Origin of the sequence: Vreelandella populi (genome assembly GCF_003989825.1) — a bacterium.
Taxonomy (GTDB): domain Bacteria; phylum Pseudomonadota; class Gammaproteobacteria; order Pseudomonadales; family Halomonadaceae; genus Vreelandella; species Vreelandella populi.
Genome location: NZ_RZHE01000004.1, coordinates 267,357 through 292,646, shown reverse-complemented (window position 1 = coordinate 292,646; position 25,290 = coordinate 267,357). Strand labels below are relative to the sequence as shown.

Sequence of the window (25,290 nt, the reverse complement as noted above, 5' to 3'; positions counted from 1 at the left end):
CGCTTTGGTGTATGTCGTTTCCTTGGCAAAACGTGTCAATTTCATGGCAAGCATGCGCCACTTTAAACTTTAGTAGCATGCATTGGTGAGGTTAACGGGCTTTGTCCTCTTGGTGGAGAGACGGGTGTGATGGTCGCCGAAGCACCTTGGCGTAATGTACGCGGCGACACGCCATAGCTACGCCTGAAGGCATGAGAAAGCGCGCTTTGATTGGCAAAGCCGGTTTGAATGGCAATATCGGTTAACGGCAGACGGCTTTGAAGAATCAGTTGGCGAGCGGCATGCAGCCGCTGGCGCTTGACATACTGCCAGGGCGAAAGCCCGGTTTGGGCACGAAAGCGTTCGGAAAAGTGCGCCTCGCTCAAGTAGGCCAGTTTGGCCAAATCCGCGACTCTCAGCGTATCGGCCAAGTGGTGACGTATAAAGCGATCTATCTGGGTAATATCAATGCGCCGTTGGCAGACAGAAGTGATATTGCCAAGGCGCGCTTTTAAAGACCCAAGCAGCGTCGCCGCCAGTCTGTCCTGCTGAAAAGAGGTGATAGACGTGTCAAATCCTTGGGCCAGTTCGCTTTCCATAAACGCAAGGTAATGGCGCAAGGGTGTATCCAGGGCAAAAAAGCGCGGTGCATCAAACAGCGCCACTAGCTCACGATGTTCACCGGTCAAGGCGGGTGCATCTTCTGGCAAATCGAGAATCAGCTGGCGGTTATGCCCGTGGCCTGCATAGTAATGCTCATGGTTGGCAGGCACGATACAACCCGAAAAAGCATTTATACGCCCCCCCAGTCCCTCGATTTCAAACTCTGAAGAGCCGCACAGGGTAATCACAATTTGATGAAAATCATGTGCGTGATGATGAGTGGCGCTATCCAGCGGTATCTTGCGAATGGTGCACGGCATGCGAATCATCTCCTGGCGCTGCTCAAGGTCTCATTTCTGGCGCAACGCCGTATGGGCCGCTAGATGGTCACGTAATACTTGCAGCTCCGCTTGTCCTTCGGCGTTTAAAAGCGGCTTGCCTTGGGCGACCTGCCAGCGCCGACCATGTAAATCCATCAGGTGTGAGGCGCGACGGCGAACGCCTTCCAGGTACTCATCGTGGCGTATCGGGTAACCAATAATGGCATCCCATTCGGTTTCGCCTACTTGGCTATTGAGCGCCTTATCGAAAAGGGCCACCAGGTCTTTGGGTTCAGTGCGGTAGCGGGGTGTGCCTACGGTCATTAGTACCAACAGCACGGCACCTATCACGAGTAGGCAAACCCCCAATACCAGAAGGTATAGCGCCATGCATTCACTCCTAACCGCCGTTATTCATAGTGTGGTCTAGTATACGCGCGCGTCGTGTGAGACGAAAATTTTCCAGATTGGCGAACTTTTTCGATGTTTAGTGTCTTAAGTAGTACAGGCAACGTAGCGATAGCAGTCGCTAATAGTGTTGTCCTAGCTATTGTTTTTCGATCCCTTGTTTCCGCTGCTTTTTCAAGCAGCGGTTTTTTTTGATCTTGAATAGTATACGGCGGGCAAGTCGTCCGGAGCCCTTTAATGGCAGCGAATGGTGAGCAACGCCAGTAGAATATCACGTCGCGTTACTATACCCACCAGACGTTGCTGCTCAACCACGGGGTAAACCTTGGGCTTATTGCCCATCATTTCCTGCGCAAGGTCCGTCACGCACTTGTTAGGCGTGGTGGTCAGCACTTCCTGACGCATCAGCTCATGTACCAGAGGCGTTTCATGGTCATGATAAAGGCAGTCAAGTACGCGGCCAATAACATCCTGCTCAGAAATAAAACCGATCAACCGGTCCGAGCTGTCAACCACCGGCGCACCTGGCAGACGATGAAGCGCAAGCCCCTGTGCCAGATTGGTAATTGAGGTGGCGGGGGATACGCGGTAACAATCTCGGGACATGATATCGCGAACAGTGTGGGGGGTATGTTGACGCATCTTGGCACTCCTTACGCACAGGGTTTATATAGATCATTGTTGCGTACTGGTAAGGGAAGTGGCTGAGCGCAATGTTTGCGCGGTGGTGGAATAATGCTTAAGACATAGCCTTTAGCGTTGCTATTGCGGGTATTGAATTTATGGTGGTAGCTGATTTTATAAAGGTAGCTTAATTAGCCGCGCCCGTTGCTGGCAGGCACTCTAAAATTCAACGCTGAGTTATCACTCAATCAAGGAGTCTTACATGGATGCACGTGAGTACCTTAACCGTAAGGGTGTAGGCGTTGACCGAGAACCTGATCGCCCTAATACGCTGGAAGAGAAAGCCTGGGAGCGCGCTCGGGGTGCCGGCATGCAGCGACCCAAGTCGGGCACACCTCATGATTGGGAAGATTGGGAGCGTCATCACGATGATATTGCCGAGGACGCCGCCAGCCTGGAGCAGAAAATTGACAAGCAGGCGCACCGAAAGCTGCAGGCGGAATCAGCGTCGCCTTCACCTAAAAGCGCGGTAGGCCACTTTACGCCGCCCCAGTCACCAACCGCAAAGCCAAAAGTTGAGTCAACGAACGCTACTAGAAGAGCCACTCAACCCAGCATTGAGACGCCCGCAGCGGATTTATCCGCGCCCGAACCTGTTGCACTTAAAGTAGCCTATATGGCGCTTGCCGTATTACTGCCGCCGCTTGCGTTAGGCTTAACGGGAGCTGGCGCCAAACGGGTATTAATGAGCGTTGTATTAACACTGCTTGGCTGGGTGCCCGGGGTTATCCATGCATTTATCTGGCTTATGCGCCGTTAACCAATAACTAAATGGTAGTTTACTGGTTGGCAGGTGAGAAGAAGTCCGTATAATTCGCGTAAACCATTTCATAAAATGAGGTTTACATGAATTATCTAATAAGCATAACAGTGCTTTGGGCGTTCTCCTTTTCATTGATTGGCATGTATCTGGCCGGTCAGGTTGATAGCTATTTTGCAGTGCTCGTCCGGGTCACGCTGGCGATGCTGGTTTTTTTGCCTTTTTTACGGCCCAGTCTGCTGCGCGGTAAACAGCGCCTGGCGCTGATGGCACTGGGCGCTATACAGCTAGGCGTCATGTACACCTTTTTTTACCAGTCGTTTTTACTGCTTTCAGTGCCCGAGGTGTTGCTGTTTACGATCTTTACCCCGGTCTACATTGCTCTGTTGGACGATCTGATGTTCGGGCGCTTCACGCCAGTTTACCTGCTCACCGCGCTGCTGGCCGTCGTAGGCGCTGCGGTGATTCGCTACGATGGTATTGATAGCGGCTTTTGGCTCGGGTTTCTCGTGGTGCAGGGTGCAAATATATGTTTCGCCCTTGGTCAGGTCGGCTATCGTCGCCTAGCCGCTGATTTACCGCCCACCCTGGCTTGGCACAATGTGTTTGGCTGGTTCTTTATTGGCGCCATGCTGGTCGCGCTACCTGCTTACCTGCTGTTTGGCAATAGTGACGCTCTGCCAGCTACCCCCATCCAGTGGGGCGTGCTGGCGTGGCTTGGGCTAATGGCCTCAGGGGCTGGCTACTTTGTTTGGAATCAGGGCGCGACTAAAGTTGATGCGGGCACGTTGGCGATCATGAACAACGCACTCATTCCGGCGGGGCTTCTGGTCAACCTGCTTATCTGGAATCGCGATGCAGATATCATCCGGTTGCTGATAGGCGCATTAATTATGGGCGCATCGCTTTGGCTGAACCACTGGTGGCTCTCACGCCGCAACACGGCTATTGCCTGAGATGTTTTGTCGGCGGGCGACTCTGACAGATGAGCAAGCGAGGATGCTAATCAGGCGGCTTCTTATTAAGTGGTTGTCATGATTTGGCTAAGTCTATTTGCCCGATACCCTGGGTAGCTCCATAATAGGAAGCTGATGCTAGTGAGAGCCGTCCATGCTGAATCCAACGTCAAGGCCGTTACCCGACCAGGAGAATACCCGACCCTTTAAAACGATCGGCTTGATTGGTCGCTTGGGAAGTGAAAAAGTCGTGGATTCGCTACAGCGGTTGATTCGCTACCTTGTCGAACATAACTATCACGTATTGGTCGAAGACCGTACGGCAACCGTGATTCCTCATCACGGCCAGCCCGAAGCGAGCCGCCGCATGCTGGGCGAGCTTTGCGATCTTGTCATTGTGATTGGTGGCGATGGTAGCCTGCTGGGTGCGGCCCGCACGCTTTGCCGAAGTGGCACGCTGATTTTGGGCGTTAACCGCGGGCGGTTGGGGTTTCTTACCGATATCTCGCCGGATGAGCTGGAAAGCCGGGTAGGCGAAGTCTTGGCCGGTGAATTCGAGATAGAAGAGCGCTTTTTGCTGGATGCGGTGCTTTACCGTAATGGCGTTGCGGTAGGCAATGGCGATGCTCTGAATGAAGTAGTCGTGCATCCCGGTAAAGCCGTACGCATGATTGAGTTCGAGCTTTTTATTGATGGCCAGTTTGTGTATAGCCAACGTAGTGATGGTTTGATTATCGCCACTCCCACCGGCTCAACCGCTTACGCGCTTTCCGGCGGGGGGCCCATCATGCACCCCAAGCTCGATGTCGTGACGCTTGTTCCCATGTTTCCCCATACGCTTTCAAGCCGTCCCATCGTGGTGGATGCGGCCAGTGAGATCCGCATTCATATCGGAGAAACCAATCAGGCGTACCCGCATATAAGCTGCGATGGACAGACCCGGGCCGTAGCCAAGCCAGATGACGTACTGGTGATCAAGCGCAAGGCCGAGCGCATCAAACTTGTGCATCCCATTGGACATAATTTCTATGAGGTGCTGCGCAGTAAACTTGGTTGGAGCCACCGGCTGGGAGATTAAGCATGGCGGGTTACGACCTGATTGGCGATGTTCATGGCTGCGGTGCAACGCTGGTAGCCCTGTTGGAAAAACTGGGTTACCGCGAGCAGGGCGGTTTGTACCGACATCCGCAGCGCAAGGTGATCTTTCTAGGCGATCTGATTGACCGGGGCCCGCGCATTCGTTTGGCCGTTACCGTGGCCCGGCGTATGGTGGAAGCGGGTGAGGCGTATATTGTCATGGGCAATCACGAACACAATGCGCTGGCCTATACCCACCCGGCGCCGCCCGGCAGTGCCAAACGCTGGCTTCGCGAGCATACGCCACGTCATAACCGTATCATCGAAGATACGCTGGCCCAGTACCAGGATTACTCCAATGAGTGGGATGACACGCTGGCCTGGTTTAAAACGCTACCGCTTTTTCTGGAAATGGATGGCATCCGCGTCGTGCATGCGTGCTGGGACGATGCGCTTATTGAGCAGTTGAAAAAGCGTTTTCCGGATGGGCGTATCGATAACCACTTTCTAATAGAGTCGACCGATACCTCCACCCAGGCCTACCAAATTATTGACCGACTGACCCGTGGGGCGAATATTCCCCTGCCGAGCGGCATGGCTATTCAATCCGGTGATGGTTATACCCGGCAAAGCTTTCGAGCACATTTCTGGGCCACCCATCCCGAGCAGTGGGGCGACGTGGTGTTTCAGCCCGATAATCTGCCGGGCGATTTGGAAAAGCGCCCACTAAGCCCACATGAGCATCAGCGCTTGAGCTACTACGGCCCCGATGAGCCACCGCTTTTTATTGGCCACTACTGGTGTGAAGGAATTCCGGCGTTACCGACCCAGAATATCGCCTGTCTGGATTATAGTGCGGTGAAGTATGGCCGACTGGTAGCCTATCGTTGGAGTGGGGAAACACAGCTAAGTGCTGATAACTTTGAGTGGATTCAAGTGGTTAAAGAGGATCGCGAGTGCACGGATTTGAATAAGAACGATTTTTATTAACATATGTTGTTCGTCGTTACAACTGCTTACATTATTTTTTCAAAACGGCTGAACTAACTGTGCAGTCGGCTATCAGAGTAGGTGTTCCCTTGAATGATCCCTTGCTTTGATCCGGCGGCCCCCTCCGCCGGATTTTTTTGGTTTGTGCTTTTTATTCCCCTTTATCGAGAGCGGTTCATTGGTAAAAAGACCGGTTGTTTACTGAACTGAAATATCCCTTTTGCATGGGCGAAGGTTTTGACAGGGAGAGACTATGCACCCCGTTGTGCGTTTACCAAGTGGCGACGATACCCAAGAGCTGCGCAAGGCACTTTGGCATTATCGAATCGGCCACCGTATTACCGAAGAGTCCGATGGCCCTTTATTGTGGGTAGCCGATCCGCGCCAGCACGAGCAGCTCAAGGCGCTGGTTGTACGCTGGGAACGCGGTGAGCCGCTTGTTCTGGATCAGCCTGCTAAACACTCTCATACACAAGTCAGTACGTTAGCCACACTCAGAAAGGTTCCCGTCACCGCGATGGCTATTGCCATCAGTCTGGTGATTTTTATGCTGATAGGACTTTTGGGCGACAGTCTCATGACGGCACTTACCATCGTGCCGGTCAGCGTTAGTAACAATCAGTTAATGTATGGCAGCTTAGCCGACGCGTTAGGAACTGGGCAGGTATGGCGGCTGCTATCTCCGGCATTTTTACACTTTGGCTGGATGCACCTCATCTTCAACCTGATGTGGCTGTGGTATTTTGGGCGTCAGATCGAGGCGCTACAGGGCAGCCGAACCATGCTACTGCTTATCCTGGTGGCGGGGATTGGCGCCAACCTTGCTCAGTACGTGACGGGGACGGTGCTGTTTGGTGGTATGTCAGGCGTCGTTTATGCCCTACTGGGGCATGTCTGGTTAATGTCACGCCGCGTACCCTACAGCGGATTTTTTGTACCTCAAATGCTGGTGGTTTTCATGTTGGGGTGGATGGTATTCACCATGACAGATCTGGCGGGTTCGGTAGGTTTTGGCAACGTGGCCAACGAGGCGCATTTGGGTGGGCTACTCGTGGGGCTTGTGACGGGTTGGTACTATTCGTCCCGACGTTTGAGAAAAAATTGAGAGGCTTTCAATGAGCGATATGACCTTCGATAAAATGATTAACCAGATGACGCCTGCGATTTATGAAAGTCTCAAGCAGGCGGTATCGCTACGCAAATGGCCCGACGGTCGTTTCCTGACCCAGGAGCAAACGGAGCTCTGTCTGGAAGCGGTCATACGTTACGAGGCTGAAAATAACGTACCTGAAGAGAACCGTGTGGGCTATCTTGAGCAGCGCACCTGCGGGGCAGCCTCTTCAGGCGCTAATGTCACACCGGAAATGGCGGGTCTGGCTCGGGATGCAACGCGTGATTGAAGTGTTCAACCAGATTCAAGGATGTTTAAGCAAAATGGCGGCTACCTTGCCAAGCCGCCAGGATGCTCAAGTGGTCTATCATTTGCGCGCAGGGGAGCATCAGGTTCCCCTTAATGAGCGAATCGGCACACCGATATCGCTTGAGTGGAGCGGGGCGATTGCCTGTACGCACTGCGGTCGGGCAACCAAGAAAAGTTTTGCTCAAGGCTATTGCTACCCCTGCTTCAAGCGACTGGCCCAATGCGATACCTGCATCATGAAACCGGAAACCTGTCACTTTTTCCTGGGTACCTGCCGTGAGCCCGAGTGGGGCGAAAAGCATTGCTTTCAGCCGCATATTGTTTATCTGGCTAATTCCTCAGGGCTCAAGGTGGGGATCACCCGTAAAACCCAGATGCCCACCCGTTGGCTAGACCAAGGCGCTATCCAGGCGCTCCCTATACTGGAGGTCAACACACGCCAGCAGTCAGGGTTTGTCGAGATGCTATTCAAAGAACAGGTAAGCGACCGAACCAACTGGCGGGCCATGCTGAAAGGGGAGGTGGAGTCGCTTGATTTACGTGCTGAGCGTGATCGCCTGCTAGAAACGCTTAGCGATGGCTTGAATCAGCTGCGGGACCTGCATGGAAAGGACGCAATTCGTGCACTGGATGAAACGCCTTATGCGTTTCACTATCCGGTCGAGGTTTTTCCACGAAAGGTGGTATCCCATAATTTTGATAAACAGTCCCGAGTCGAAGGCATACTACAAGGGATTAAAGGGCAGTATCTAATTCTGGATAGCGGAGTAATTAATCTCAGAAAATTCACGGGTTATGAAATTACCCTGACGTAAATCGCCTAGCCAGAGTGCCAAGTGTTGGCTAAAGTAAAGGAAGAACAACTTACCTAAGCCCAACGCCACGCAAGGAAGCTTAAATGCCCTGGCTAAAATTGCTGCATATAGCCTCGCTCGTTATCTGGTGCGGCTCTCTTCTGTATCTGCCTGCATTACTTAGCTATTCACTACAGCTGCGTAAAGATGCCGGCTTTGCCCAGGGTTCTCCGCCCATGCCGCGGTTTTTTTATATTTCCGTGGCAACACCGGCAGCGTTGATTGCCATATTTTCGGGCACCCTGTTATTTCTGATTCATGGCCTGGTGGGCGGATGGCTGGTGCTCAAGCTGGGGGCGGTCGTTGCCATGGTAGCCGCCCACGGTAGCTGTGGATGGCTTATTTTGCGTTTGGAAATGGGGATCTATAAAGGGGTAAAAATCGCGTCAATAGTGGCGCTGCTGCTGGCGTTGGCGGGTATTATCAGCGTTTTGGGTTTTGTATTGGCCAAACCGCTGGATTGGAGCTAACCCGCCATGATCCCTACCTTATTACTCCTCTACCTCAACACCCACCGCGTGTTCATACACCAACTGGCCTCCCAGCCAACCCGCCAAGGCAACAAGGCCTGCGGTTACCACGGATACGGCGATACCCCAGGGCAGTACCAGATCGGGATCAGTAAAGCGTATCAGCCAGTTAAGCGAGGCAAGCGAAAGCATGACCACCGCTACAATGGCGTGACTCCAACCGGTAATCAAACGGCGAATCTGCCCCACGCTCACCAAGTCAATGGTGCCTGCGATACTTGCAAACCAGCCGCCCAGCGCGCCAATGCCCGCCAGCCAAAGGCCAACACGCAGCCAAAACGGGTCTTCGGTATACCAGTAACCCAAATCGCAGGCCACGAGGGCCATGAGTGCTGCAACGGGAAAATGAACCATCAGCGGATGCAGCGGGTGGCCAGCAAGCGCTGCGCGGCTTTTAATTGTACGCCTATTGGGGTTTGCCATAATCACTTCCTGTGGGCAGAAAAAGGGATAACAACATGAGGGAACGCTATTTATATCACGTCGCCTCACCGTGTATTCAACGTGTTGCGCTGCGGCGGGTCAACCGGTTAATACTGTTGCTGACCATGCTGGTATTAGCAGGGTGCGCAGGCGATAGATCTATTCTAGACCCCGCTGGGCAAGCTGCACGAGATGTCGCGCTTGTCTGGTGGGTCATGCTGACATTTTTCACGGTCGTATTTATCGGCGTTATCGCGCTGTGGCTTTATGCGTTCAAGCGCAAACACCACGAACACACAGCTGCCCAAGAGCGTAAAATTGCCCGGCGCTGGATTATCGGGGGCGGTATTTTACTGCCTGTGTTTAGCGTTAGTGCGCTTCTCATGTTTGGCATCCCGGCCGGCAAGCGCATGCTGCCTTTGCCGTTAAGCGAACCACCTGAAGTCATTGAAGTCATTGGCCACCAGTGGTGGTGGGAAGTTCGCTACCCGGGCGCTGCCGGCGGCGAGGTGGTCACCTCGAATCAGCTCATCATGCCGGCAGGGGAGCCTGTCGATTTTCATGTGACCTCTGCTGATGTTATCCACGCCTTCTGGATACCCCGATTAGGCGGCAAGGTAGATATGCTGCCGGGGCGCGTTAACGTGATTCGTCTTGAAGCCGATGAACCAGGCATCTTTGACGCTCAGTGTGCAGAGTTCTGTGGTACCCAACATGCGCATATGGACCTTTACGTCGAAGCCGTTGGGCGCGAGGAGTTTGAGGCGTGGCTGGCAGATCGTCAGGGAGAGCGTTTGGCTGAGCTGGCCGTAGCGAATGATGAATTTTCCCAAGCGCGCGAGACTTTCGTTTCCACTTGTGCGGCCTGCCATAGCGTTGCCGGTCTTTCTACTGCGACCATAGGTCCTGATCTTTCTGATATCGGCGCACGCCCCATGCTGGGGGGGGGCGTACTGCCTATGGAAGAGGGCGCTATTCAGTATTGGCTGGAAAATCACCAAACGCTTAAACCGAGTAACAAAATGCCGTCAATCAATTATATGGATACCGCCACCTTGGAGTCCCTGGGTGCTTGGCTGGAGACCCTGACCCCATGAGTACGATAGATCGTGAAGCAACGGGCCCTGAAGATCTTCAAAAGTTACATGACGACCTCTCAGAGGTATGGGGTAACCCAAAGGGTTTAAAAGCATTAACCATCGTTAACCACACCACACTTGGCCTTCGGTTTATGGTCACGGGGATGGCATTTTTTCTGATTGGCGGCATCTTGGCGATGCTGATACGCACGCAAATTGCCACGCCCGATCAGAATTTCATGACCCCGGAGATTTATAGCCAAGTCACCACCATGCACGGTACGGTGATGATGTTTCTGTTCGCCATTCCGATTCTGGAAGGTCTGGCGATCTATATGATCCCCAAAATGATTGGCGCACGCGATCTGGTATGCCCACGACTAACCGCGTTGGGCTACTGGTGTTACCTGTTTGGCGGTATCATTTTATCCTTCAGCATGGTGCTGGAAATGGCCCCCGACAGCGGCTGGTTCATGTATACGCCGCTGAGTAGCAGCGAATACTCGCCTGGGCTTGGGTCTGATTTCTGGCTTTTGGGCATTACCTTTGTCGAGATTTCAGCGCTTTCGGCGGGTGTCGAACTGGTGGTTTCCATTTTGCGCACCCGTACCCAAGGCATGGCGCTTCACAAGATGCCGCTGTTTGCCTGGTATATTCTGGCCATGGCGCTAATGATTGTCGTAGGCTTTCCACCGCTGATTCTGGGCAGTATCTTGCTTGAACTTGAACGCGCGGTGGGCATGCCGTTCTTTGATATTGCAGGCGGCGGTGACCCGGTACTTTGGCAGCACCTTTTCTGGCTATTTGGCCACCCTGAGGTTTACATCATTTTCCTGCCGGCTGCGGGCATTGTAGCAACTATAATTCCCGTTTTTGCCGGGCGGCCTATCGTAGGATATGGCTGGGTCGTTTTTGCGATTACCGTCATGGGGTTCATCAGTTTCGGCCTGTGGGTTCACCACATGTTCACCGTGGGCATCCCTCAGCTGGCCCAGGCGTTTTTCTCGGCAGCCAGTATGCTGGTGGCGATTCCAACCGGGATTCAGATATTTGCCTGGCTGGCCACACTGTGGCTTGGCAAGCCAAAAATGAAGCTACCTATGCTGTGGATCATCGGTTTTCTGGTGATTTTTGTGTGTGGTGGTTTGACCGGTGTCATGCTGGCGCTGGTACCCTTCAACTGGCAGGTGCATGATACCCACTTTGTGGTTGCCCATATGCATTATGTGCTAGTGGGGGGGATGCTGTTTCCGCTTATGGCCGGGATCTACTACTGGCTGCCACTGTTTTCCGGACGTATGCCGTCTGAAACGATCGGTAAGTGGGGGTTCTGGCTGGTGTTTATTGGCTTTAACGTCACTTTCCTGATTATGCATTGGACGGGGCTGTTAGGTATGCCTCGCCGGGTATATACCTACGATACCGGGTTTGGCTGGGATATCTTCAACCTGATTTCCTCGATTGGTGGTTTCGTCATGTCGGCGGGCTTTGCCATGGTGCTTATCGATATTGCCTTGCACTTTCGCTATGGCAAGCCAGCAAAAACCAATCCATGGAACGCCGATACGCTGGAGTGGGCCAACCAGCTGCCCCCAAGCCCCTATAACTTCGTGAGTTTGCCGCCAATCGAAACGCGTCACCCACTTTGGGAACATCCAGAGCTCCCTCGGGAGATGCAGGAAGGCAGGCACGGCCTGGCCACAGCCAGTCACGGACGTCGTGAGCTTTGGGGTACCGACCCACTGACCGGTAAGGTCCGGGAAATCATTCACGTGCCCAGCAACTCCTGGTGGCCGCTATTTGCGGCCATGGCACTTGCCGTGGTGTGTATCAGCCTGCTGCTGCGCTGGTACCCGGTGGCCGGGGTTGGTGTGGTAATTGCCATTGGTTTTCTGTTGCGCTGGTCGTGGGAAAACGGTGCTCATCCTAAAGCAGCCCCCGATGCTAAGGTGATGCCCGGCGATCCTCCGCTCCACTCGCGTACCATGGATGGCCCCGGTTTATGGGCCATGACCACGGCGATGATAGCCAACGGCTCCTTCTTTCTATCCTATCTCTTCGGCTGGTTCTATTTATGGACCGTATCGCCGGAGTGGCGCATGCCTGACGCTTCCCCGCTTTCGCTGGTTGCGCTAGTTGTAGCAGGTATCGCGTTACTGGGTGGCTCGGCGCTGATGGAGAGCAGCGTACGCAGGTTACGTAAACAGTTGGATAAGGGCCTGGCGATGCGCCTTTACGGGGCTGCACTTTTAGGTGGCTTACAGTTTGTGCTGATTTTATGGGTGATGTGGAACGCCAACTTAGCCGTTACCGAAACCTCTCACGATGCCATCTTGATGGTAGGCCTGTACTACGCATTGCTGCATAGCGCCTTGGGGGCAGTGATTTCCCTACTACAAGGCATGCGAGTTGGCTACCGCTATGTGGGTGCTCATGCGCCGTTTGAGCCTGTAGTGGTCGCTTACTTCTGGCGCTATAACGTCGTGGTGTTCTGGATACTGATTGCTGCGCTGGCTGTTTTACCACGAGTGATTGGAGGCTAAGGGATGAAAGCAATGGTGCAGCGACTACACCTTACCCATCCAGGCCATTTCGTGGGTGGGCTGATTCTTTGGAGTATCTGGTTTATCGCCATTTACGGCGGGCTCTCGGTCGCCTGCGCCGTGATGCCGCCGGATCCCGGCCAAGGCGCATTCACCCATATCAATATTACCCTGTTAGTGGGGAGCTTAATAACAGCGCTGCTGCTGGCAGGGCTTGCTTGGGGATGCTTCCAGGAAGCTAGGCAGCATAAAGGGCGGAAGCACTTCAATGCCTTTGTTTCCGCATGGCTTTATGTATTTTCTACCTTAGCGGTGGCGTTTGTCGCTGCACCGATGGTTGGCCTGCCGCCTTGTCTGTAAGTGGTAAACAACAGCCGATGCAGGTGACTGGCGAGCCAGATACTAATGAAGCCCTCTACACGCTAAACGGTATGTGGTGCACTAGCTGTGCACTGGCAGTAGAGGGTGTCCTTACCCATCGACAGGGGATTGAGCGTATTAGCGTTCATTACCCAAGCGCAACGCTGTGGGTAAAAGGAGGTGCCGAGGCCATTTCGCTTGAAGCGCTGGCGCCTAAAGTAAAGCGCCTGGGTTATCGCTTAACCGAACTTGAAGCTCATGCTGACGCGCATACGCGACTGGAGCAGGAAAGCCGTTATTTGAGTTTACGCTTGCTGGTAGGCTCGGTATTCGGCATGTGGACCATGCTAGCGTCACTCTTGATTTACGCAGGAGCATTGCCCAACCCAACGATTGAATGGGTCGTTGCCTGGGTGTCGGGAGCGTTTTCTATTCCGGTGGTAACGTTTGCAGGTTGGCCGTTTTACCGGGCGGGCCTGCGCACGCTGCGCGCCAAGCGTCCGGGTATGGATGTGCTGGTAACGCTTGGCGTCTGGTCGGCGGTCGGGGTGTCGGTCGGTCTTTTATGGCGCGGCTCGGCAGAGGTATATTTTGATACGGCCGTCATGCTGATCGTGCTGCTGCTAGGTGGGCGGTTAGTGGAAACGTTATGCCGCCATCGCGGGTTAAAAGCTCTGGATGTTCTGCCCCAGCCAAGCGATGACGCCATGATTTGGGAGAATACCCAGTGGCGGGTCAAATCGTTAGCCGACGTTCTACCAGGCTCGCGGGCTATGCTCAGTTCAGGCGAAATTATTTCGCTGGACGGCGTTTTGGAAGAGGCCGCCTGGATAGATACGGCATCATTAACCGGCGAGAGCACGCCTCGCCACTTTCCTAAAGGCGAGCCAGTTTATGCCGGGTGTCGGCTACTGGGTAGTGCTGATGTCGTTATTAGGGTCACTCACGTCCTAGGCCAGCGCCGCCTGGACCGCCTTCGTGACCAGATGCGCCACTATCAGACCCAAAAGGGTGAGCTGCAAAAACTTGCCGACCGGTTTGCTGCCTGGCTAAGTCCCGTGGCGTTGATCCTGGGGGTAGCTACTCTGCCAGTAGGCCTATTGATGGGGCTTGGGCTAGAAGATGCCATCGTTCGAGCGCTTTCAGTCCTGGTAGTAGCCTGCCCTTGTGCGGTAGGGCTAGCCGTGCCCTTGGCGAGTCTGGCAGGTAGTGGGCGACTTTTAAATCAAGGCATTGCCTTGCGCGATCCGGCAGCGCTTGAAACGTTAGCTAGAGTAAAAGCCATTGCCTTGGATAAGACCGGCACGCTGACACAAGGCGAGCCTTTGCTTGTGAACTGGGCAAGCCGTGAAGGGGTAACCGAAAAAGCGCTTAAAGACAGGCTTTATCAGGTAGCGGCCAACAGCCAGCACCCTTTGGCCCAGGCGCTCAAACGTTGGGCGCATTCCGACCCGGCACCTGTGTCGTCCGAAGCTAGCGTAATAAAAGATGTGCCTGGGCAAGGTATTCAACTTCGCTTAACAGAATATGGCGATATTTGGCTGGGCAGCCAGCATTTTCTAAATAGTCAGGGTATTGTGACACCTCCCAATAGAACCGACACCGCCCTCCGGGCAGCTTCTGAAGTAATGCTAGCTGACGCCCAGGGCTGGCTAGGCAGCTTCTACCTTGAAGACACGCCGTATGAAGACGCCGCGCCAAGTATCCAATTTCTGCAGGCCGATTACTGGGTGGTCATGCTGAGCGGGGACCGGCCAAGTGCGGTCGAAGCAGTGGCTGAACGCCTTGGATTGGCGCCAGATGCCTGCTTTGCAGAGCGCTCGCCAGAAGCGAAAGCCCGCTTGGTGCAGGGACTGCCAAGCCCCGTGATGTTTATAGGCGATGGGGTTAACGACACACTAAGCCTGGCTGCCGCCGATATTGGTGTGGCGCCTTTCAACGCTAGTGATGCTGCTCGGGAAGGAGCCGCGGCACACCTGCTCAAGCCCGGAATTTCGAGCCTGGTCGAAGGGCTTGCCACTGCCCGGGCTACCCGCCGTGTCATGCTGCAGAATATGACCCTTTCGGCGGTATATAACACGCTGGCGTTGGGGCTTGTCATTATCATGGCCATTCCCCCGCTGGTCGCGGTGCTGGCTATGGTCGCCAGCTCATTGAGCGTTACGCTCAACGCCGCACGGCTTGCCTGGCGCGATTGATCTGTTGAGCAGGCAGATCTATTAAGCAGTGATAACCGGGTAGCCAAGAGCGTCAGCCAGCGGTTTTGCTTGCTTCTTGACCCAGGCCGGGTCAATGGGGCCCCAGCTGATAATCCGGTATTCACCGCTGTTATGGCGCTCGCCTTGTGTCGGTTGAAACTGGCATTCAATATCCAGCTCGGCAAGCGAGGCGATGGTATCCTGAGCCGTACGTCGCGGCATGCCACAGGTGCTCACGAGCGCAGGCACGCTAGAAACCCCCTGATCGATCAGATAAGCCACGTAAAGGCGGCGATAGAAGCTGGATTTTGTCTTGCTGAGAGAATCGGTCATAAAATCTACCGTGTGATTGCCTTATAAATGAGCGCGGACTAAAGCATACTGAACGCCCTCTGCCACAGCCACCGTTTAATACGTATGCACACGCTCTTAAAAGACGCCATGCCGCATGCGTTGGCCCAAACGATTGATGCGCTTCACGGCTGACGGCGCTGCTCAAAGCCATCATTCACTCCGACTGTGCAGTGTTCATTGGGCATCGGCCTGGCAAGCATCCTATCTGCCTGTTCGATTCCATTCCCGAGCGTCGTGAGCTGCTTTTTCAGTGTTACTTACTGCAGGACTATCGCAGGACCCTTTTCTGGTAGCGCTCGACCATGCCCCGCGCCAGGGCGTGCTACGTATGGCCGATGTGATACCGCCTGCCGGGCATAACGAATACGCCAGCAACTTCTATCAGCGAACCGGCTGTAGGATGAACGTTGTCTTGCGATTCGTCTGGGCGACGCTCTTTGGAGTGTTATCTATCTAGGGTTGCTAGCGCATGATGATGGGTTCTCTGCCTCAGTCGCCCGTCATCTTGAGCCTATGTTGAGCTGCTGACCGCGTTGTGCCGTAAGCAGTGGGGCAATAAACCGCTACATCATTCCGAGCCTTCACAACGTGATCAGCCTGTTAGCCAGCGTATCTCATCCAAACGCCAGGCCCGGGAATTGATTGACCAGAACGCCGTGCGCATCAACGGCGGGTGCGCCAAGCAAGGGCCACTCAGCTAGGTATTTGCGCTGTTCGATCAATACTGGATCTTGTAGAAAGGTAAAAAGCACTTTCGCCTTTTCAAGCGCGGGTAAACGTAGGTGGACAGGCCGCTTCAGGAATGAAGCGGCCTTTGCTTAGCCTTGCACGCGATGAGCAGTATTTATTCACCGTAACATCATAGTGCCACTCAGCTGTCACGCCTATGTCACTTATAGCCGCCATTCTTTGAAGGAGCGGGTGGGTTATACGTGCGTTCTTCCTTTCATGAGGATGTGGCAATGGCCGAAAATATCAATAGCGCTGTGCAAGAGGTGTTACCCGACCAGAGGAGAAGGGTAAAGGTAAGGCGCAAAGGTACGCTAAGGCAGTGGCTCACGCTTGCCTTGCTGGTGTACTTTCTGATCTGTGCAGTATCAATCATTGGCAATGGTTTCAAAATTGCCGCAGGTGAGCACGCCGCTCAACTGTTTGAGTTTGCAGTCAACCCCTTTATAGGGCTGATGATCGGGATTGTTGCCACGGCGCTGATTCAGTCATCTTCCACCGTTACCTCCGTTATTGTGGCCTTTGTGGCCGGTGGGCTGCCGGTTGCCACTGCAGTACCCATGATCATGGGCGCGAATATCGGTACAACGGTCACCAATACGCTGGTAAGCCTTGGGCATGTACGCGATAAAGCTGAATTTCGCCGGGCGTTTTCCGCGGCAACGGTGCATGACTTTTTTAACCTGCTGGCCGTGGCTGTTTTCCTGCCTATCGAAATTATCTTTCATCCGCTTGAGAAGCTGGCACTAAGTGCGTCGTCCATGCTTTATGGTGATGCGGACCTTTCCATGGGAAGCGTGAACATTATCGGTATGGCAACAAGGCCGATTACCTCGACCGTTGAAAATGTGGCCATGAACCTGCCCACCATCGCAGGTGGCATCGCCATGATCGTTTTTGGCATTGCCGTGATTTTTTTAGCGATTCGTTATATCGGGGCGTTGCTGAGAGTATTGATGGTCGGGCGCGCGAAAAACATCATGCATAACGCGATTGGGCGCGGGCCTATAACAGGTATTGCCTCCGGCGCCATGGTAACGTTTCTAGTGCAGTCGTCCTCAACCACCACAAGCTTAATGGTGCCGTTAGCGGGCTCCGGGACGTTCTCTTTACGCCAGATCTATCCCTTTACGTTAGGGACTAATATTGGCACTACGTTTACGGCGCTGCTTGCTGCCACCGCGGTTACCGGAGCGACGGCCATACTGGCACTTGAGATCGCTCTGGTTCACCTTTTCTTTAACCTATTCGCTGTTGCCGTGATTTTCGGTCTACCGTTTTTAAGACCCTTGCCTGTCAAAGGAGCCGAGTGGCTAGGCCGTATTGCCTCAGAAAGAAAAGTATTAGCTGCCGCTTGGGTATTAGGCGTATTTATTGCCATACCGGCCATCCTGATTGCGTTTACTACGCTGCTTTGAGGTAAAACCCATGACGACCCATCACAAGATTATTTCAACATCGACCGCTGAACTTAAGTCCATGCTGGATGACTCTTCCGAGCTGATCGAAGAAATAAGAGAAGAGATTGCCCAGCGAGAGGCGCAAGAGCGTGAACTAGAGCCTTTCGATACGCTTATTGAAGAAGCGCGTCCCAAAATGGACGAAATTCGTAATTTCTTTACCCTGGTGCTCAGTGAGCTACGTCATCGGCCCAGATAAGCGCTACAGATAGCGAACAAAACAATCTGTTTACTCGTTGGCATTTGTTTGGCACGCCTCCCACCATTGGGAAGTGAGCCAAGCAAATGCCTTTTTGTGGGCTAGTAAAAAAGATCACCCTGAGCATTGGGCGGGCGAAAATCGCGCGTATTGAGTCCCTGTTCAGTGCGGGATTGAAAATTCCATTGGCGGCTGGCGCGATTGAAGCGCTGGGCGATCATATCGGCAAAAACACCTTCTCCGCGAAAGCGCTTTCCAAACTGGGCATCGTAAGCTTTACCGCCTCGACACTGGCGCATCAGGCTCATTACTTTGGCAGCACGCTCAGGGTAGTGGGCTTCAAGCCAGGCTTCAAAAAGTGGCGCGACCTCGTGGGGCAAACGTAACAGCATCCAGGTGGCCGTTCGTGCACCTGCGCGGCTGGCGGCTTCTAGAATACGCTCTATTTCATGGTCGGTAAGCCCCGGTATAACTGGGCTTACCAAGGTGCCTACAGGTATGCCCGCGGTATTAAGCTCGCGGATGACTTTTAAACGCGCTTGAGGCGATGCCGCGCGGGGTTCCAGAGTGCGTTTCATGTTGGCATCCAGGCTGGTCAGGCTAACGAAAACGCGTACTAAGCGGTGTTCAGCCATTTCGGCCAGCAGATCAATATCCCGCAATACCAAAGTACTTTTAGTCACAATGGTGACCGGGTGGCGGCATGCCAACAACAGCTCAAGCAGCTGGCGTGTTAACAGACGCTCAGCCTCCAACGGTTGGTAGCAATCGGTATTACCAGAAAGGTTAATAGGCCGGCAAACGTAGCCAGGCTTGCAAAACTCTTCGCTTAAGCGCTCGACCAAGCCGTTGCGAGCAATCAGCTTGGTTTCAAAATCAAGCCCTGGGGAGAGATCCCAATAGGCATGAGAGGGTCGGGCATAGCAGTAAACGCAGCCATGCTCGCAGCCTCGGTAAGGGTTCAGCGAGCGGTCAAAAGGGAGGTCGGGTGAATTATTCCAGGAAAGCGCACTTTTACTGGTTTCTTCGCGTACTTCCGTTGCCCGCGTTGTTGAAGCTTCTTCCCACCACCAGCCGTCGTCTTCTGCCACGCTATGGGTTGGCGCAAAACGGTTATGTGGGTCATAGGTAGCCCCACGCCCTTTATGCACGGTGGTTTGTGTGGGCGGTTTACCAAGAGACGCCATACGCTTGCCTCTATTTGCATATGTTTATATGTACAGTATAAGTAGCATATTTAAGTGCGCAAGCTTTAGTTAAGCAACTGTCCGACAAGAGCGCCTCTGAAAGGTTGTTGGTTTTGCCGTTTACTTATTAGAAAAAAATGAACCTACTTCATTAGCATTCACGGAAATGACATTTTCAAAGGCTAAGCTAATTCAAATATCGAGTTAGTTAAATTTACCTTAGGGATGAAAATGAAAAATTTTAAGCGGAATGCACTCACGTTGGCACTGGCGTCGGTCATGATTACGCCGGTATTTGCACAAGATGGCGCGGCTAAAAACGTGATTCTGATGATCACCGACGGTGCGGGTATTGAAACTTTCCGTGCCGCTAGCCATTACCGTCATGGTGCGCTGGGCCATGAGATTTATGACGACTTCGACGTACAGGTCTTTACTGCAACGCATCCGCTGAACACTTCCAAAGAACCTACCAAAAGCGATGAAGGGACCATTACCTTCGACCCCGCTGAGCTTTGGTCGGATGAACAGGTGGAAGGCACCGGGTACGAAGGTGATCTTACCAACTACAAAGGCTATTTCGCGGGTTACAACTATGCCCGTGAGAACTTTACCGACAGCGCCGCCGCCGGTACGGCACTTGCCTCAGGTAATAAGACCTACAACAGCGCGATTAACTGGTCCAACGACGACGAGCCGTTAAAACATATTGGTGAGTACGTGGTGGAGAGTGGCCGGGCGCTGGGTGTAGTGTCTTCTGTACAACTTAGCCATGCCACGCCAGCCGCTTTCTTGGGCCACAACCCCAGCCGTAATAAATACTCAGAGTTGGGTAAGGAGATTATCGAATCTGGGCTGGCAACGGTTGTGTTTGGTGCAGGTCATCCTTACTACAATGCCGCTGGCGAGGAAGTGGAGTCTCCTGACGAAGGCGCCTTCCGCTACGTAGGTGGCCGGGAAATGTGGGATCGTTTAGTCAACGGTGAAACCGAATACCAACTGATAGAAAGCCGAGATGATTTTGAATCGCTGGCCGATGGTAGCTTTGAGCTTACTGGCGACAAAATCATCGGTGTATTTCAAAATAATGCGACGCTGCAATTCAACCGTCCAGGCGTTTCCGCTGGTAACTTAATTGAAAATGTTCCTAGCTTGCCGACGTTGACACTTGGTGCGCTAGAAACGTTGAAGAGTAACGATGATGGCTTCTTTCTGATGGTGGAAGGCGGCGCCGTTGATTGGGCCGCTCACGCCAACAATCTGCCGCGTATCATTGAAGAGCAGGTCGACTTCAACGAGGCGGTCGAAGCTGCTGTAGAATGGGTAGAAGAGAACAGCAACTGGGACGAGACGATGATCATCGTCACGACGGACCACGGTAACGGCTTGTTGCAGGGGCCGGATTCAGATACCAACGCCTACAGCCCAGTGGTAAGCCAAGGAGCCGGAGCGCTGCCGCTGGTGCGCTGGCACACGGATAACCACACCCGTGAACTGGTACCTCTCTACGCCCAAGGCGCTGGCGCTGAGTTCTTCAACGACATCGCTGAACGTGATGACGGCTTGGCCACTTACGACGTGGATGACGCCTATCAGCACCGGATCGACAACACCGATGTCTTCCGCGCAGCAATGAATGCCATGGGTATTGAGACAGATAACACGAACTAAAACTTCGTTAAAAGTAGAAATAACACTGCCCACATCGCCCCGGTTTCTTTAAGCCGGGGCGATGTTGTATCTGGATGCCAACGGCAAGGTATGCTGGTGTTAGTAGTGATGAGGTGCTGGCAGTCGTAAATACCTTATAAATTCAATAAAATTCCCAGCATTTTTTTTGAATCAGTGGGGCTCGTCAAGTAAAAGCATGGTGCCACTTAGCGATTATTTCAGTCACACTTCCACACTAATACTGCCAATGGCTACCCTGGTACTGCTTACAGCAGTTGGCAGCATTTGGCCTAGCGAAGAGTAGAGCGCATTGGAGGTTGACTGGGCCAGCGTGCGGTCCAGTTTACCCATATCTTCTTCTGCCTTCTTAAGCTCACGGCGAGCGTCTTTATCCTCTTCACTCAGGCGAATCTTCAGCTCGTTGATGGCTTCCTGAAGCTCTTTTTTGGCATCGATCAAAATGCCGCGCAGGGCATGCTCGCTGGCGCTGATGTCCTGAGAGCGACGAGTTTCTTGCGGCTGTGAAGTAGCGAGCGCTGTGGATTCGTTTGGCGCGCTCTCGGCCAAAGGGGTTAAATCCTGCGCCTGCTCTTTCTGCTCGTCATCCTCATGGGTAGACACGGCCGCTTCAGCGTTGGCAAGTGTTGTGTTTGCCGCCTGGGCGTCTGCTTCGGCATTCGCTCCGTCATTTTCCGCGCTATCTGCGGAAGATGTTGAGGGAACGCTGCCTGCTGGCTGGGCACTCGTTACTGTGGCTGTTACAGAAGGGGTAGCGTTACCGCCGCCACTATCACTTAACTGTCGCGCTGCCACGCCCAGCTCGCGAGCAATGCTTTTAAGCTCCTTGGCCATGGATTTAAGCTGTTCTGGCGATGCAAAGCGCATCATCGCTTTAAGCGTTTCCAGCCGCTGCTTTAAAAAGCCGGCTTTCTGCGAAGCACTCTGCATCGCTGACTCTTTAGGGCTGGGCAGGGCCGCCAACTGCTCAAACGCCTCTTTCTGCTTTTTTAGGCGTTTGGTAAATGCATCGTCAGCGTCTGGTGTTGCAGTCATCGGGCTCTTCTGACTTGCCACCCGAGACACCACTGGGGCGGGCGACGACTCGCGCCGAGAATCCATCATAATAAAGCTGGAAAATCCGATTTTCATGGCCGATCCCTCATTTTTATTAATAGAAATTATCGGCTATTGCGAATCTAACTTTAGTAAGATCGACTATTAATAGTTTTTTCCACCGTTAGGCATAAGAGGCATTTGGATAAAGATGACTTATGTGAGTCCTGTCACTCTTACCGCGCATGGTATAAAGCTTGAGCCACTAGCGCACGAACATGAAGCTGGCCTGAGCGCTGCCGCCGCCGATGGTGAGCTGTGGAATCTGCGAGTCACCTCAGTGCCTACGCCCGCTGAGACAAGAGGCTTTATTGATACCGCATTGAAGAGTCGTGAGGAAGGCCACCGCTTCGCCTTTGCCGTCATCGACGAGGCCAGCGGTATAGTGCTGGGTACTACGAGTTATCACGACATCTTACCCGATGAAAACCGAGTAGAAATTGGCCACACCTGGTATGCCAAACGCGCGCAGCGCACCCATATCAATACCACCTGCAAACTGCTGCTGTTAGAACATGCGTTCGATACGTTGGGTTGTAATGTGGTTGGCTGGCGCACCGACAACTTCAACTATGCAAGCCAACGTGCTATTGAGCGCCTGGGGGCTAAAAAGGATGGTGTTATCCGCGGCCACAAGTTGCGTTGTGATGGCACCATTCGTGACACGGTGATGTATAGCCTGCACAAGGGAGAGTGGTCAGAAGTACGCGCGCATCTTAACTATTTATTAGACCAGCCACGTAGCTAATCTATAGGGCGCTGGCTTGACTGCACACTCATGAACTTGCAAATATTCTTGGTCGAGTTATTGATGGAAGCATCAAAACCAATGCAGCGTGACGAGACGCTTTCGGCATTCATCCGAAAATCATATTGGAGTACATTGCAAAAAATTGGGTTTTGACGCTTTTAGCAAGTGCAGCTGGGATTGGCTCAGCTATATACAGTATATTTTTCTAACAAGTACATGTTGTTGGACTAGTTTTTCACTGCGCTCCAAACCAGCCTCAGATGCGTGCGTTATGCCATGTTTACATTAAGCTTCCAGTGATCGATTTAGGCGGTATAAAAATGCAAATTGCCAGATTGATAGCAGTGGAGAGTGACCTAGATTTCGTTTGGAGTGCCTATTCAAACGCCTACCAAGAGGTGGTCGAGTGCCAGTTTGGCGCTTGGGAAGGTAAGCTTCAAAGGTCAGCTTTTGACGAAAAATGGCACCAAGGTGGTTTTGAAGTCTTACAGCTAAACGGCACATCAGTAGGTGCAGTTTGGGTAACAAACGAAGGGGCGTTTCTTCAGCTGCGAGAGATATTTCTTGCTCCTGAAAATCAGGGGCGGGGGATTGGATCGCAAGTTGTGCGTCAGGAATTGGAAAAGGCACAAGCGGTAGGCATGTCTTTGCGGCTTCGGGTCTTGAAGCAGAGCCGTGCCATTGCGTTATACGAACGGCTGGGTTTTACAAGATGTGGTGAGACACAAGATCAATACTGGATGGAAGCTATCTAGCTAGCAATTACAGCCTTTGCGAGATCAACGCTGCCTATTCAAAAAAGTCCCGGCTATTTATTCAGCCAGGACGTTTGCTCACTTCTTATTTCAGCTTCTAAAGCCTCCTAACCTTTTTTCTTACCCGCCTTTTTACTGTCTTCGGCTTGACCATTCTCCTCCGCAACACCACTCGGAAAATGAGCCCGTACCAGCTCCAAAAGCCCCTGCGTCGAGGCATCAAAATCTGCGGCATTGGTGTCAATACGTTCGCTGATTTCACCGGCGATGCGCTTACCAAGCTGCACGCCCCACTGATCGAACGAGTTGATGTTCCAGATCACGCCCTGCACGAACACCTTGTGCTCATAAAGCGCGATCAGTGCGCCCAGGTTTTTCGGGTTTAGCTCATCCAGCAGCAGTGTGCTTGACGGGCGGTTGCCGGGGCAGCTGTAAGGGTCGTGTTGGCTGAGTTCTTTACTGTCGCCTTGGCTGCCTTCCATGAAGGCGTTGGCCTGGGCGAGCATGTTGGTAAGTAGGGCGAAGTGGTGGTCTTCCACGCCGGGTTCGGGTTTGAGCGAGGCGATGAAATCAATCGGCACGTAACGCGTACCCTGGTGCAATAGCTGGAAGAAGGCGTGCTGGCCGTTGGAGCCGGTTTGGCCCCACACGATCGGGCCGGTCTTATAGTTGACCGGATGGCCGAAGATATCCACCGATTTGCCGTTGGATTCCATATCCAACTGCTGCAAGAACGATGGCAGCTGATTGAGCGCCTGATCGTAGGGCACGATGGCCTGGGTTTCGGCGCCGATGAAATTGATGTACCAGATACCGATTAACGCCATCAGTACCGGCATGTTCTGGGAGAAGGGCGCCTCGATAAAGTGGCGGTCCATCTCGTGGGCGCCTTCCAGCAGCTCGATGAAGCCCTCGAAACCGATGGAGAGCGCAATCGGCAGGCCGATCGATGACCACATGGAGTAGCGCCCGCCCACCCAGGCCCAGAACTCGAACACGTTCTCCTCGCGAATGCCGAATTCCATAGCGGCCTTGCGGTTGGTGGAGGCGGCCACAAAGTGGGCGCCTACATCGGCATCGTCACCGGCGTTTTCTACAAACCAGCGCCGTGCCGTCTTGGCATTTAACAGCGTTTCCTGGGTGGAGAACGTCTTGGTCGAGACGATAAACAGCGTGGTGGCCGGATCCAGGCGCGACAGCACCTTCTGGATATGGGTGCCGTCGACGTTGGAGACGAAGTGGAAGTGCAGTTCCGGGTGGCGGTATTTCAGCAGCGCGCGCACCGCCATGTTGGGCCCTAGGTCCGAGCCGCCGATGCCGATATTCACCACGTCCTTAATGCGCTCGCCGCTGTAGCCTTTCCACTCACCGCTGCGCACCGCCTCGGAAAACGCCTTGATTTGCTCGCGAGTGCGGGTGATTTCTGGCATCACGTCGTCGCCATCCACGTACACCGGCTCATCGCCCAGATTCCTTAACGCCGTGTGCAGTACCGGGCGGTTCTCGGTGACATTGATGATATCGCCGGAGAACATCTGCGCGCGGCGCTGGACCAGCGCGGAGTGGTCGGCAAGTTCGATCAGCTTGGCCAGCACCTCGTCGGACACCTGGTGCTTGGAGTAGTCCAGAAACAGCCCGCCCACCCGTAGGCTCATCTTCTTGAAGCGCTGCGGGTCGGCGGTGAAGTAGTCACGAATACGGTCGTTGTGGGTCTTGTCGCGCAGACGTTCGAGGGTCTGCCAGGTGACGCTTCGGGTGAGCTGGAACATGAGGTGAAATTTCCTTGTCGATGAGGCAGTTGGAGCTTGGCGCCTTTACTCTGTTTATTGTGTAAAAATACTACATAAAGCGCCTCCAGGAACAACCGCTGGGCATAAAAAAAGCGCC

General features: G+C 53.4%; 27 protein-coding genes. 19 read left to right on the top strand and 8 right to left on the bottom strand.

From position 1 onward, the window contains the following. Window positions 1-62 precede the first annotated feature (62 nt). The 3 genes from ELY25_RS04495 to ELY25_RS04485 all read right to left on the bottom strand — a co-directional run bounded on the left by ELY25_RS04495 (window position 63) and on the right by ELY25_RS04485 (window position 1,952). On the bottom strand, window positions 63-902 hold the full coding sequence (locus ELY25_RS04495; protein ID WP_126950082.1) for an AraC family transcriptional regulator: 840 nt from the start codon (window positions 900-902) through the stop codon (window positions 63-65). A 30-nt stretch (window positions 903-932) separates the two neighbouring features. Next, window positions 933-1,292, bottom strand: a complete 360-nt coding sequence (locus ELY25_RS04490; RefSeq protein ID WP_126950081.1) for a hypothetical protein — start codon at window positions 1,290-1,292, stop codon at window positions 933-935. 252 nt (window positions 1,293-1,544) lie between these two features. Further along, window positions 1,545-1,952, bottom strand: coding sequence for a CBS domain-containing protein (locus ELY25_RS04485; RefSeq protein ID WP_126950080.1), 408 nt, complete (start codon window positions 1,950-1,952; stop codon window positions 1,545-1,547). A gap of 244 nt (window positions 1,953-2,196) precedes the next feature. Between ELY25_RS04485 and ELY25_RS04480 the strand changes: the two genes are divergently transcribed. From ELY25_RS04480 to ELY25_RS04445, 8 genes are all read left to right on the top strand, one after another. Next, window positions 2,197-2,754 (top strand): YqaE/Pmp3 family membrane protein, encoded by a 558-nt coding sequence (locus ELY25_RS04480; RefSeq protein WP_126950079.1) that lies wholly within the window; start codon window positions 2,197-2,199, stop codon window positions 2,752-2,754. Between the two features lie 86 nt (window positions 2,755-2,840). After that, window positions 2,841-3,710: a carboxylate/amino acid/amine transporter gene (locus ELY25_RS04475; protein ID WP_126950078.1), complete on the top strand. Its 870-nt coding sequence runs from the start codon at window positions 2,841-2,843 to the stop codon at window positions 3,708-3,710. 154 nt (window positions 3,711-3,864) lie between these two features. After that, window positions 3,865-4,788, top strand: coding sequence for an NAD(+) kinase (locus ELY25_RS04470; protein ID WP_126950077.1), 924 nt, complete (start codon window positions 3,865-3,867; stop codon window positions 4,786-4,788). A gap of 2 nt (window positions 4,789-4,790) precedes the next feature. Continuing rightward, window positions 4,791-5,777, top strand: a complete 987-nt coding sequence (locus tag ELY25_RS04465) for a metallophosphoesterase (RefSeq protein WP_126950076.1) — start codon at window positions 4,791-4,793, stop codon at window positions 5,775-5,777. A gap of 253 nt (window positions 5,778-6,030) precedes the next feature. Continuing rightward, the gene (locus ELY25_RS04460; protein WP_126950075.1) at window positions 6,031-6,882 is read left to right on the top strand and encodes a rhomboid family intramembrane serine protease; all 852 of its coding nucleotides are present in this window, start codon (window positions 6,031-6,033) and stop codon (window positions 6,880-6,882) included. Between the two features lie 10 nt (window positions 6,883-6,892). Continuing rightward, window positions 6,893-7,177: a YeaC family protein gene (locus ELY25_RS04455; protein ID WP_126950074.1), complete on the top strand. Its 285-nt coding sequence runs from the start codon at window positions 6,893-6,895 to the stop codon at window positions 7,175-7,177. 34 nt (window positions 7,178-7,211) lie between these two features. Beyond that, the gene (locus ELY25_RS04450) at window positions 7,212-8,012 is read left to right on the top strand and encodes a DUF2797 domain-containing protein (protein WP_126950073.1); all 801 of its coding nucleotides are present in this window, start codon (window positions 7,212-7,214) and stop codon (window positions 8,010-8,012) included. A gap of 83 nt (window positions 8,013-8,095) precedes the next feature. Beyond that, window positions 8,096-8,521: a CopD family protein gene (locus ELY25_RS04445; protein ID WP_126950072.1), complete on the top strand. Its 426-nt coding sequence runs from the start codon at window positions 8,096-8,098 to the stop codon at window positions 8,519-8,521. Between the two features lie 21 nt (window positions 8,522-8,542). On the opposite strand, the gene ELY25_RS04440 is transcribed toward ELY25_RS04445, so the two are convergent. After that, window positions 8,543-9,004: a DUF2231 domain-containing protein gene (locus tag ELY25_RS04440; protein ID WP_126950071.1), complete on the bottom strand. Its 462-nt coding sequence runs from the start codon at window positions 9,002-9,004 to the stop codon at window positions 8,543-8,545. Window positions 9,005-9,039: 35 nt separating this feature from the next. Between ELY25_RS04440 and coxB the strand changes: the two genes are divergently transcribed. From coxB to ELY25_RS04420, 4 genes are read left to right on the top strand one after another with little or no spacing between them, the layout of a single operon-like run. Further along, window positions 9,040-10,101 (top strand): cytochrome c oxidase subunit II, encoded by a 1,062-nt coding sequence (gene coxB, locus ELY25_RS04435; RefSeq protein WP_126950070.1) that lies wholly within the window; start codon window positions 9,040-9,042, stop codon window positions 10,099-10,101. Beyond that, on the top strand, window positions 10,098-12,626 hold the full coding sequence (ctaD, locus tag ELY25_RS04430; protein ID WP_126950069.1) for a cytochrome c oxidase subunit I: 2,529 nt from the start codon (window positions 10,098-10,100) through the stop codon (window positions 12,624-12,626). The genes coxB and ctaD overlap by 4 nt, the downstream gene beginning before the upstream one ends. Window positions 12,627-12,629: 3 nt before the next feature. Further along, a complete protein-coding gene (locus ELY25_RS04425; protein ID WP_126950068.1) occupies window positions 12,630-12,986 on the top strand; it encodes a hypothetical protein in 357 nt (118 codons plus the stop codon). After that, window positions 12,977-15,184, top strand: a complete 2,208-nt coding sequence (locus ELY25_RS04420; protein WP_312845170.1) for a heavy metal translocating P-type ATPase — start codon at window positions 12,977-12,979, stop codon at window positions 15,182-15,184. Before ELY25_RS04425 ends, ELY25_RS04420 begins: the two co-directional genes overlap by 10 nt. Window positions 15,185-15,205: 21 nt before the next feature. Here ELY25_RS04420 and ELY25_RS04415 read toward each other — a convergent pair whose 3' ends face one another. Continuing rightward, window positions 15,206-15,517 (bottom strand): winged helix-turn-helix domain-containing protein, encoded by a 312-nt coding sequence (locus tag ELY25_RS04415; RefSeq protein WP_126950067.1) that lies wholly within the window; start codon window positions 15,515-15,517, stop codon window positions 15,206-15,208. Between the two features lie 271 nt (window positions 15,518-15,788). Here ELY25_RS04415 and ELY25_RS04410 point away from each other — a divergent pair, with 271 nt between their 5' ends. The 4 genes from ELY25_RS04410 (at window position 15,789) to ELY25_RS04395 (ending at window position 17,926) form a co-directional block, all read left to right on the top strand. Continuing rightward, entirely contained in the window at window positions 15,789-15,995 is a 207-nt protein-coding gene (locus tag ELY25_RS04410) for a hypothetical protein (protein ID WP_126950066.1), read from the top strand. Window positions 15,996-16,071: 76 nt separating this feature from the next. Next, the gene (locus tag ELY25_RS18160) at window positions 16,072-16,239 is read left to right on the top strand and encodes a S4 domain-containing protein (protein WP_185859200.1); all 168 of its coding nucleotides are present in this window, start codon (window positions 16,072-16,074) and stop codon (window positions 16,237-16,239) included. A gap of 261 nt (window positions 16,240-16,500) precedes the next feature. After that, window positions 16,501-17,685, top strand: a complete 1,185-nt coding sequence (locus ELY25_RS04400; RefSeq protein WP_221885413.1) for a Na/Pi cotransporter family protein — start codon at window positions 16,501-16,503, stop codon at window positions 17,683-17,685. A gap of 10 nt (window positions 17,686-17,695) precedes the next feature. Further along, window positions 17,696-17,926: a hypothetical protein gene (locus ELY25_RS04395; protein WP_126950065.1), complete on the top strand. Its 231-nt coding sequence runs from the start codon at window positions 17,696-17,698 to the stop codon at window positions 17,924-17,926. Window positions 17,927-18,027: 101 nt separating this feature from the next. Here ELY25_RS04395 and ELY25_RS04390 read toward each other — a convergent pair whose 3' ends face one another. Next, window positions 18,028-19,113, bottom strand: a complete 1,086-nt coding sequence (locus ELY25_RS04390; protein ID WP_126950064.1) for a PA0069 family radical SAM protein — start codon at window positions 19,111-19,113, stop codon at window positions 18,028-18,030. A 231-nt stretch (window positions 19,114-19,344) separates the two neighbouring features. Here ELY25_RS04390 and ELY25_RS04385 point away from each other — a divergent pair, with 231 nt between their 5' ends. Beyond that, a complete protein-coding gene (locus ELY25_RS04385) occupies window positions 19,345-20,784 on the top strand; it encodes an alkaline phosphatase (protein WP_126950063.1) in 1,440 nt (479 codons plus the stop codon). 222 nt (window positions 20,785-21,006) lie between these two features. Here the strand turns inward: ELY25_RS04385 and ELY25_RS04380 are convergent, their stop codons facing one another. After that, window positions 21,007-21,933, bottom strand: coding sequence for a hypothetical protein (locus ELY25_RS04380; RefSeq protein WP_126950062.1), 927 nt, complete (start codon window positions 21,931-21,933; stop codon window positions 21,007-21,009). A 115-nt stretch (window positions 21,934-22,048) separates the two neighbouring features. On the opposite strand from ELY25_RS04380, the gene ELY25_RS04375 reads away from it, so the two are divergent. Continuing rightward, on the top strand, window positions 22,049-22,645 hold the full coding sequence (locus ELY25_RS04375) for a GNAT family N-acetyltransferase (protein ID WP_126950061.1): 597 nt from the start codon (window positions 22,049-22,051) through the stop codon (window positions 22,643-22,645). Between the two features lie 323 nt (window positions 22,646-22,968). Further along, window positions 22,969-23,403 (top strand): GNAT family N-acetyltransferase, encoded by a 435-nt coding sequence (locus ELY25_RS04370; protein WP_185859197.1) that lies wholly within the window; start codon window positions 22,969-22,971, stop codon window positions 23,401-23,403. Window positions 23,404-23,510: 107 nt separating this feature from the next. Here the strand turns inward: ELY25_RS04370 and pgi are convergent, their stop codons facing one another. Further along, a complete protein-coding gene (pgi, locus tag ELY25_RS04365; RefSeq protein ID WP_126950059.1) occupies window positions 23,511-25,172 on the bottom strand; it encodes a glucose-6-phosphate isomerase in 1,662 nt (553 codons plus the stop codon). Between the last annotated feature and the right edge of the window lie 118 nt (window positions 25,173-25,290).

Coding starts and splice junctions, on each gene's coding strand:
- ELY25_RS04445 (WP_126950072.1), top strand. CDS start 8,096: ATGCCCTGGCTAAAATTGCTGCATATAGCCTCGCTCGTTATCTGGTGC.
- ELY25_RS04440 (WP_126950071.1), bottom strand. CDS start 9,004: ATGGCAAACCCCAATAGGCGTACAATTAAAAGCCGCGCAGCGCTTGCT.
- ELY25_RS04400 (WP_221885413.1), top strand. CDS start 16,501: ATGGCCGAAAATATCAATAGCGCTGTGCAAGAGGTGTTACCCGACCAG.
- ELY25_RS04460 (WP_126950075.1), top strand. CDS start 6,031: ATGCACCCCGTTGTGCGTTTACCAAGTGGCGACGATACCCAAGAGCTG.
- ELY25_RS04490 (WP_126950081.1), bottom strand. CDS start 1,292: ATGGCGCTATACCTTCTGGTATTGGGGGTTTGCCTACTCGTGATAGGT.
- coxB (WP_126950070.1), top strand. CDS start 9,040: ATGAGGGAACGCTATTTATATCACGTCGCCTCACCGTGTATTCAACGT.
- ELY25_RS04480 (WP_126950079.1), top strand. CDS start 2,197: ATGGATGCACGTGAGTACCTTAACCGTAAGGGTGTAGGCGTTGACCGA.
- ELY25_RS04370 (WP_185859197.1), top strand. CDS start 22,969: ATGCAAATTGCCAGATTGATAGCAGTGGAGAGTGACCTAGATTTCGTT.
- ELY25_RS04415 (WP_126950067.1), bottom strand. CDS start 15,517: ATGACCGATTCTCTCAGCAAGACAAAATCCAGCTTCTATCGCCGCCTT.
- ELY25_RS04425 (WP_126950068.1), top strand. CDS start 12,630: ATGAAAGCAATGGTGCAGCGACTACACCTTACCCATCCAGGCCATTTC.
- ELY25_RS04465 (WP_126950076.1), top strand. CDS start 4,791: ATGGCGGGTTACGACCTGATTGGCGATGTTCATGGCTGCGGTGCAACG.
- ELY25_RS04475 (WP_126950078.1), top strand. CDS start 2,841: ATGAATTATCTAATAAGCATAACAGTGCTTTGGGCGTTCTCCTTTTCA.
- ELY25_RS04390 (WP_126950064.1), bottom strand. CDS start 19,113: ATGGCGTCTCTTGGTAAACCGCCCACACAAACCACCGTGCATAAAGGG.
- pgi (WP_126950059.1), bottom strand. CDS start 25,172: ATGTTCCAGCTCACCCGAAGCGTCACCTGGCAGACCCTCGAACGTCTG.
- ctaD (WP_126950069.1), top strand. CDS start 10,098: ATGAGTACGATAGATCGTGAAGCAACGGGCCCTGAAGATCTTCAAAAG.
- ELY25_RS04385 (WP_126950063.1), top strand. CDS start 19,345: ATGAAAAATTTTAAGCGGAATGCACTCACGTTGGCACTGGCGTCGGTC.
- ELY25_RS04375 (WP_126950061.1), top strand. CDS start 22,049: ATGACTTATGTGAGTCCTGTCACTCTTACCGCGCATGGTATAAAGCTT.
- ELY25_RS04470 (WP_126950077.1), top strand. CDS start 3,865: ATGCTGAATCCAACGTCAAGGCCGTTACCCGACCAGGAGAATACCCGA.
- ELY25_RS04495 (WP_126950082.1), bottom strand. CDS start 902: ATGCCGTGCACCATTCGCAAGATACCGCTGGATAGCGCCACTCATCAT.
- ELY25_RS04395 (WP_126950065.1), top strand. CDS start 17,696: ATGACGACCCATCACAAGATTATTTCAACATCGACCGCTGAACTTAAG.
- ELY25_RS04485 (WP_126950080.1), bottom strand. CDS start 1,952: ATGCGTCAACATACCCCCCACACTGTTCGCGATATCATGTCCCGAGAT.
- ELY25_RS04380 (WP_126950062.1), bottom strand. CDS start 21,933: ATGAAAATCGGATTTTCCAGCTTTATTATGATGGATTCTCGGCGCGAG.
- ELY25_RS04455 (WP_126950074.1), top strand. CDS start 6,893: ATGAGCGATATGACCTTCGATAAAATGATTAACCAGATGACGCCTGCG.
- ELY25_RS04450 (WP_126950073.1), top strand. CDS start 7,212: ATGGCGGCTACCTTGCCAAGCCGCCAGGATGCTCAAGTGGTCTATCAT.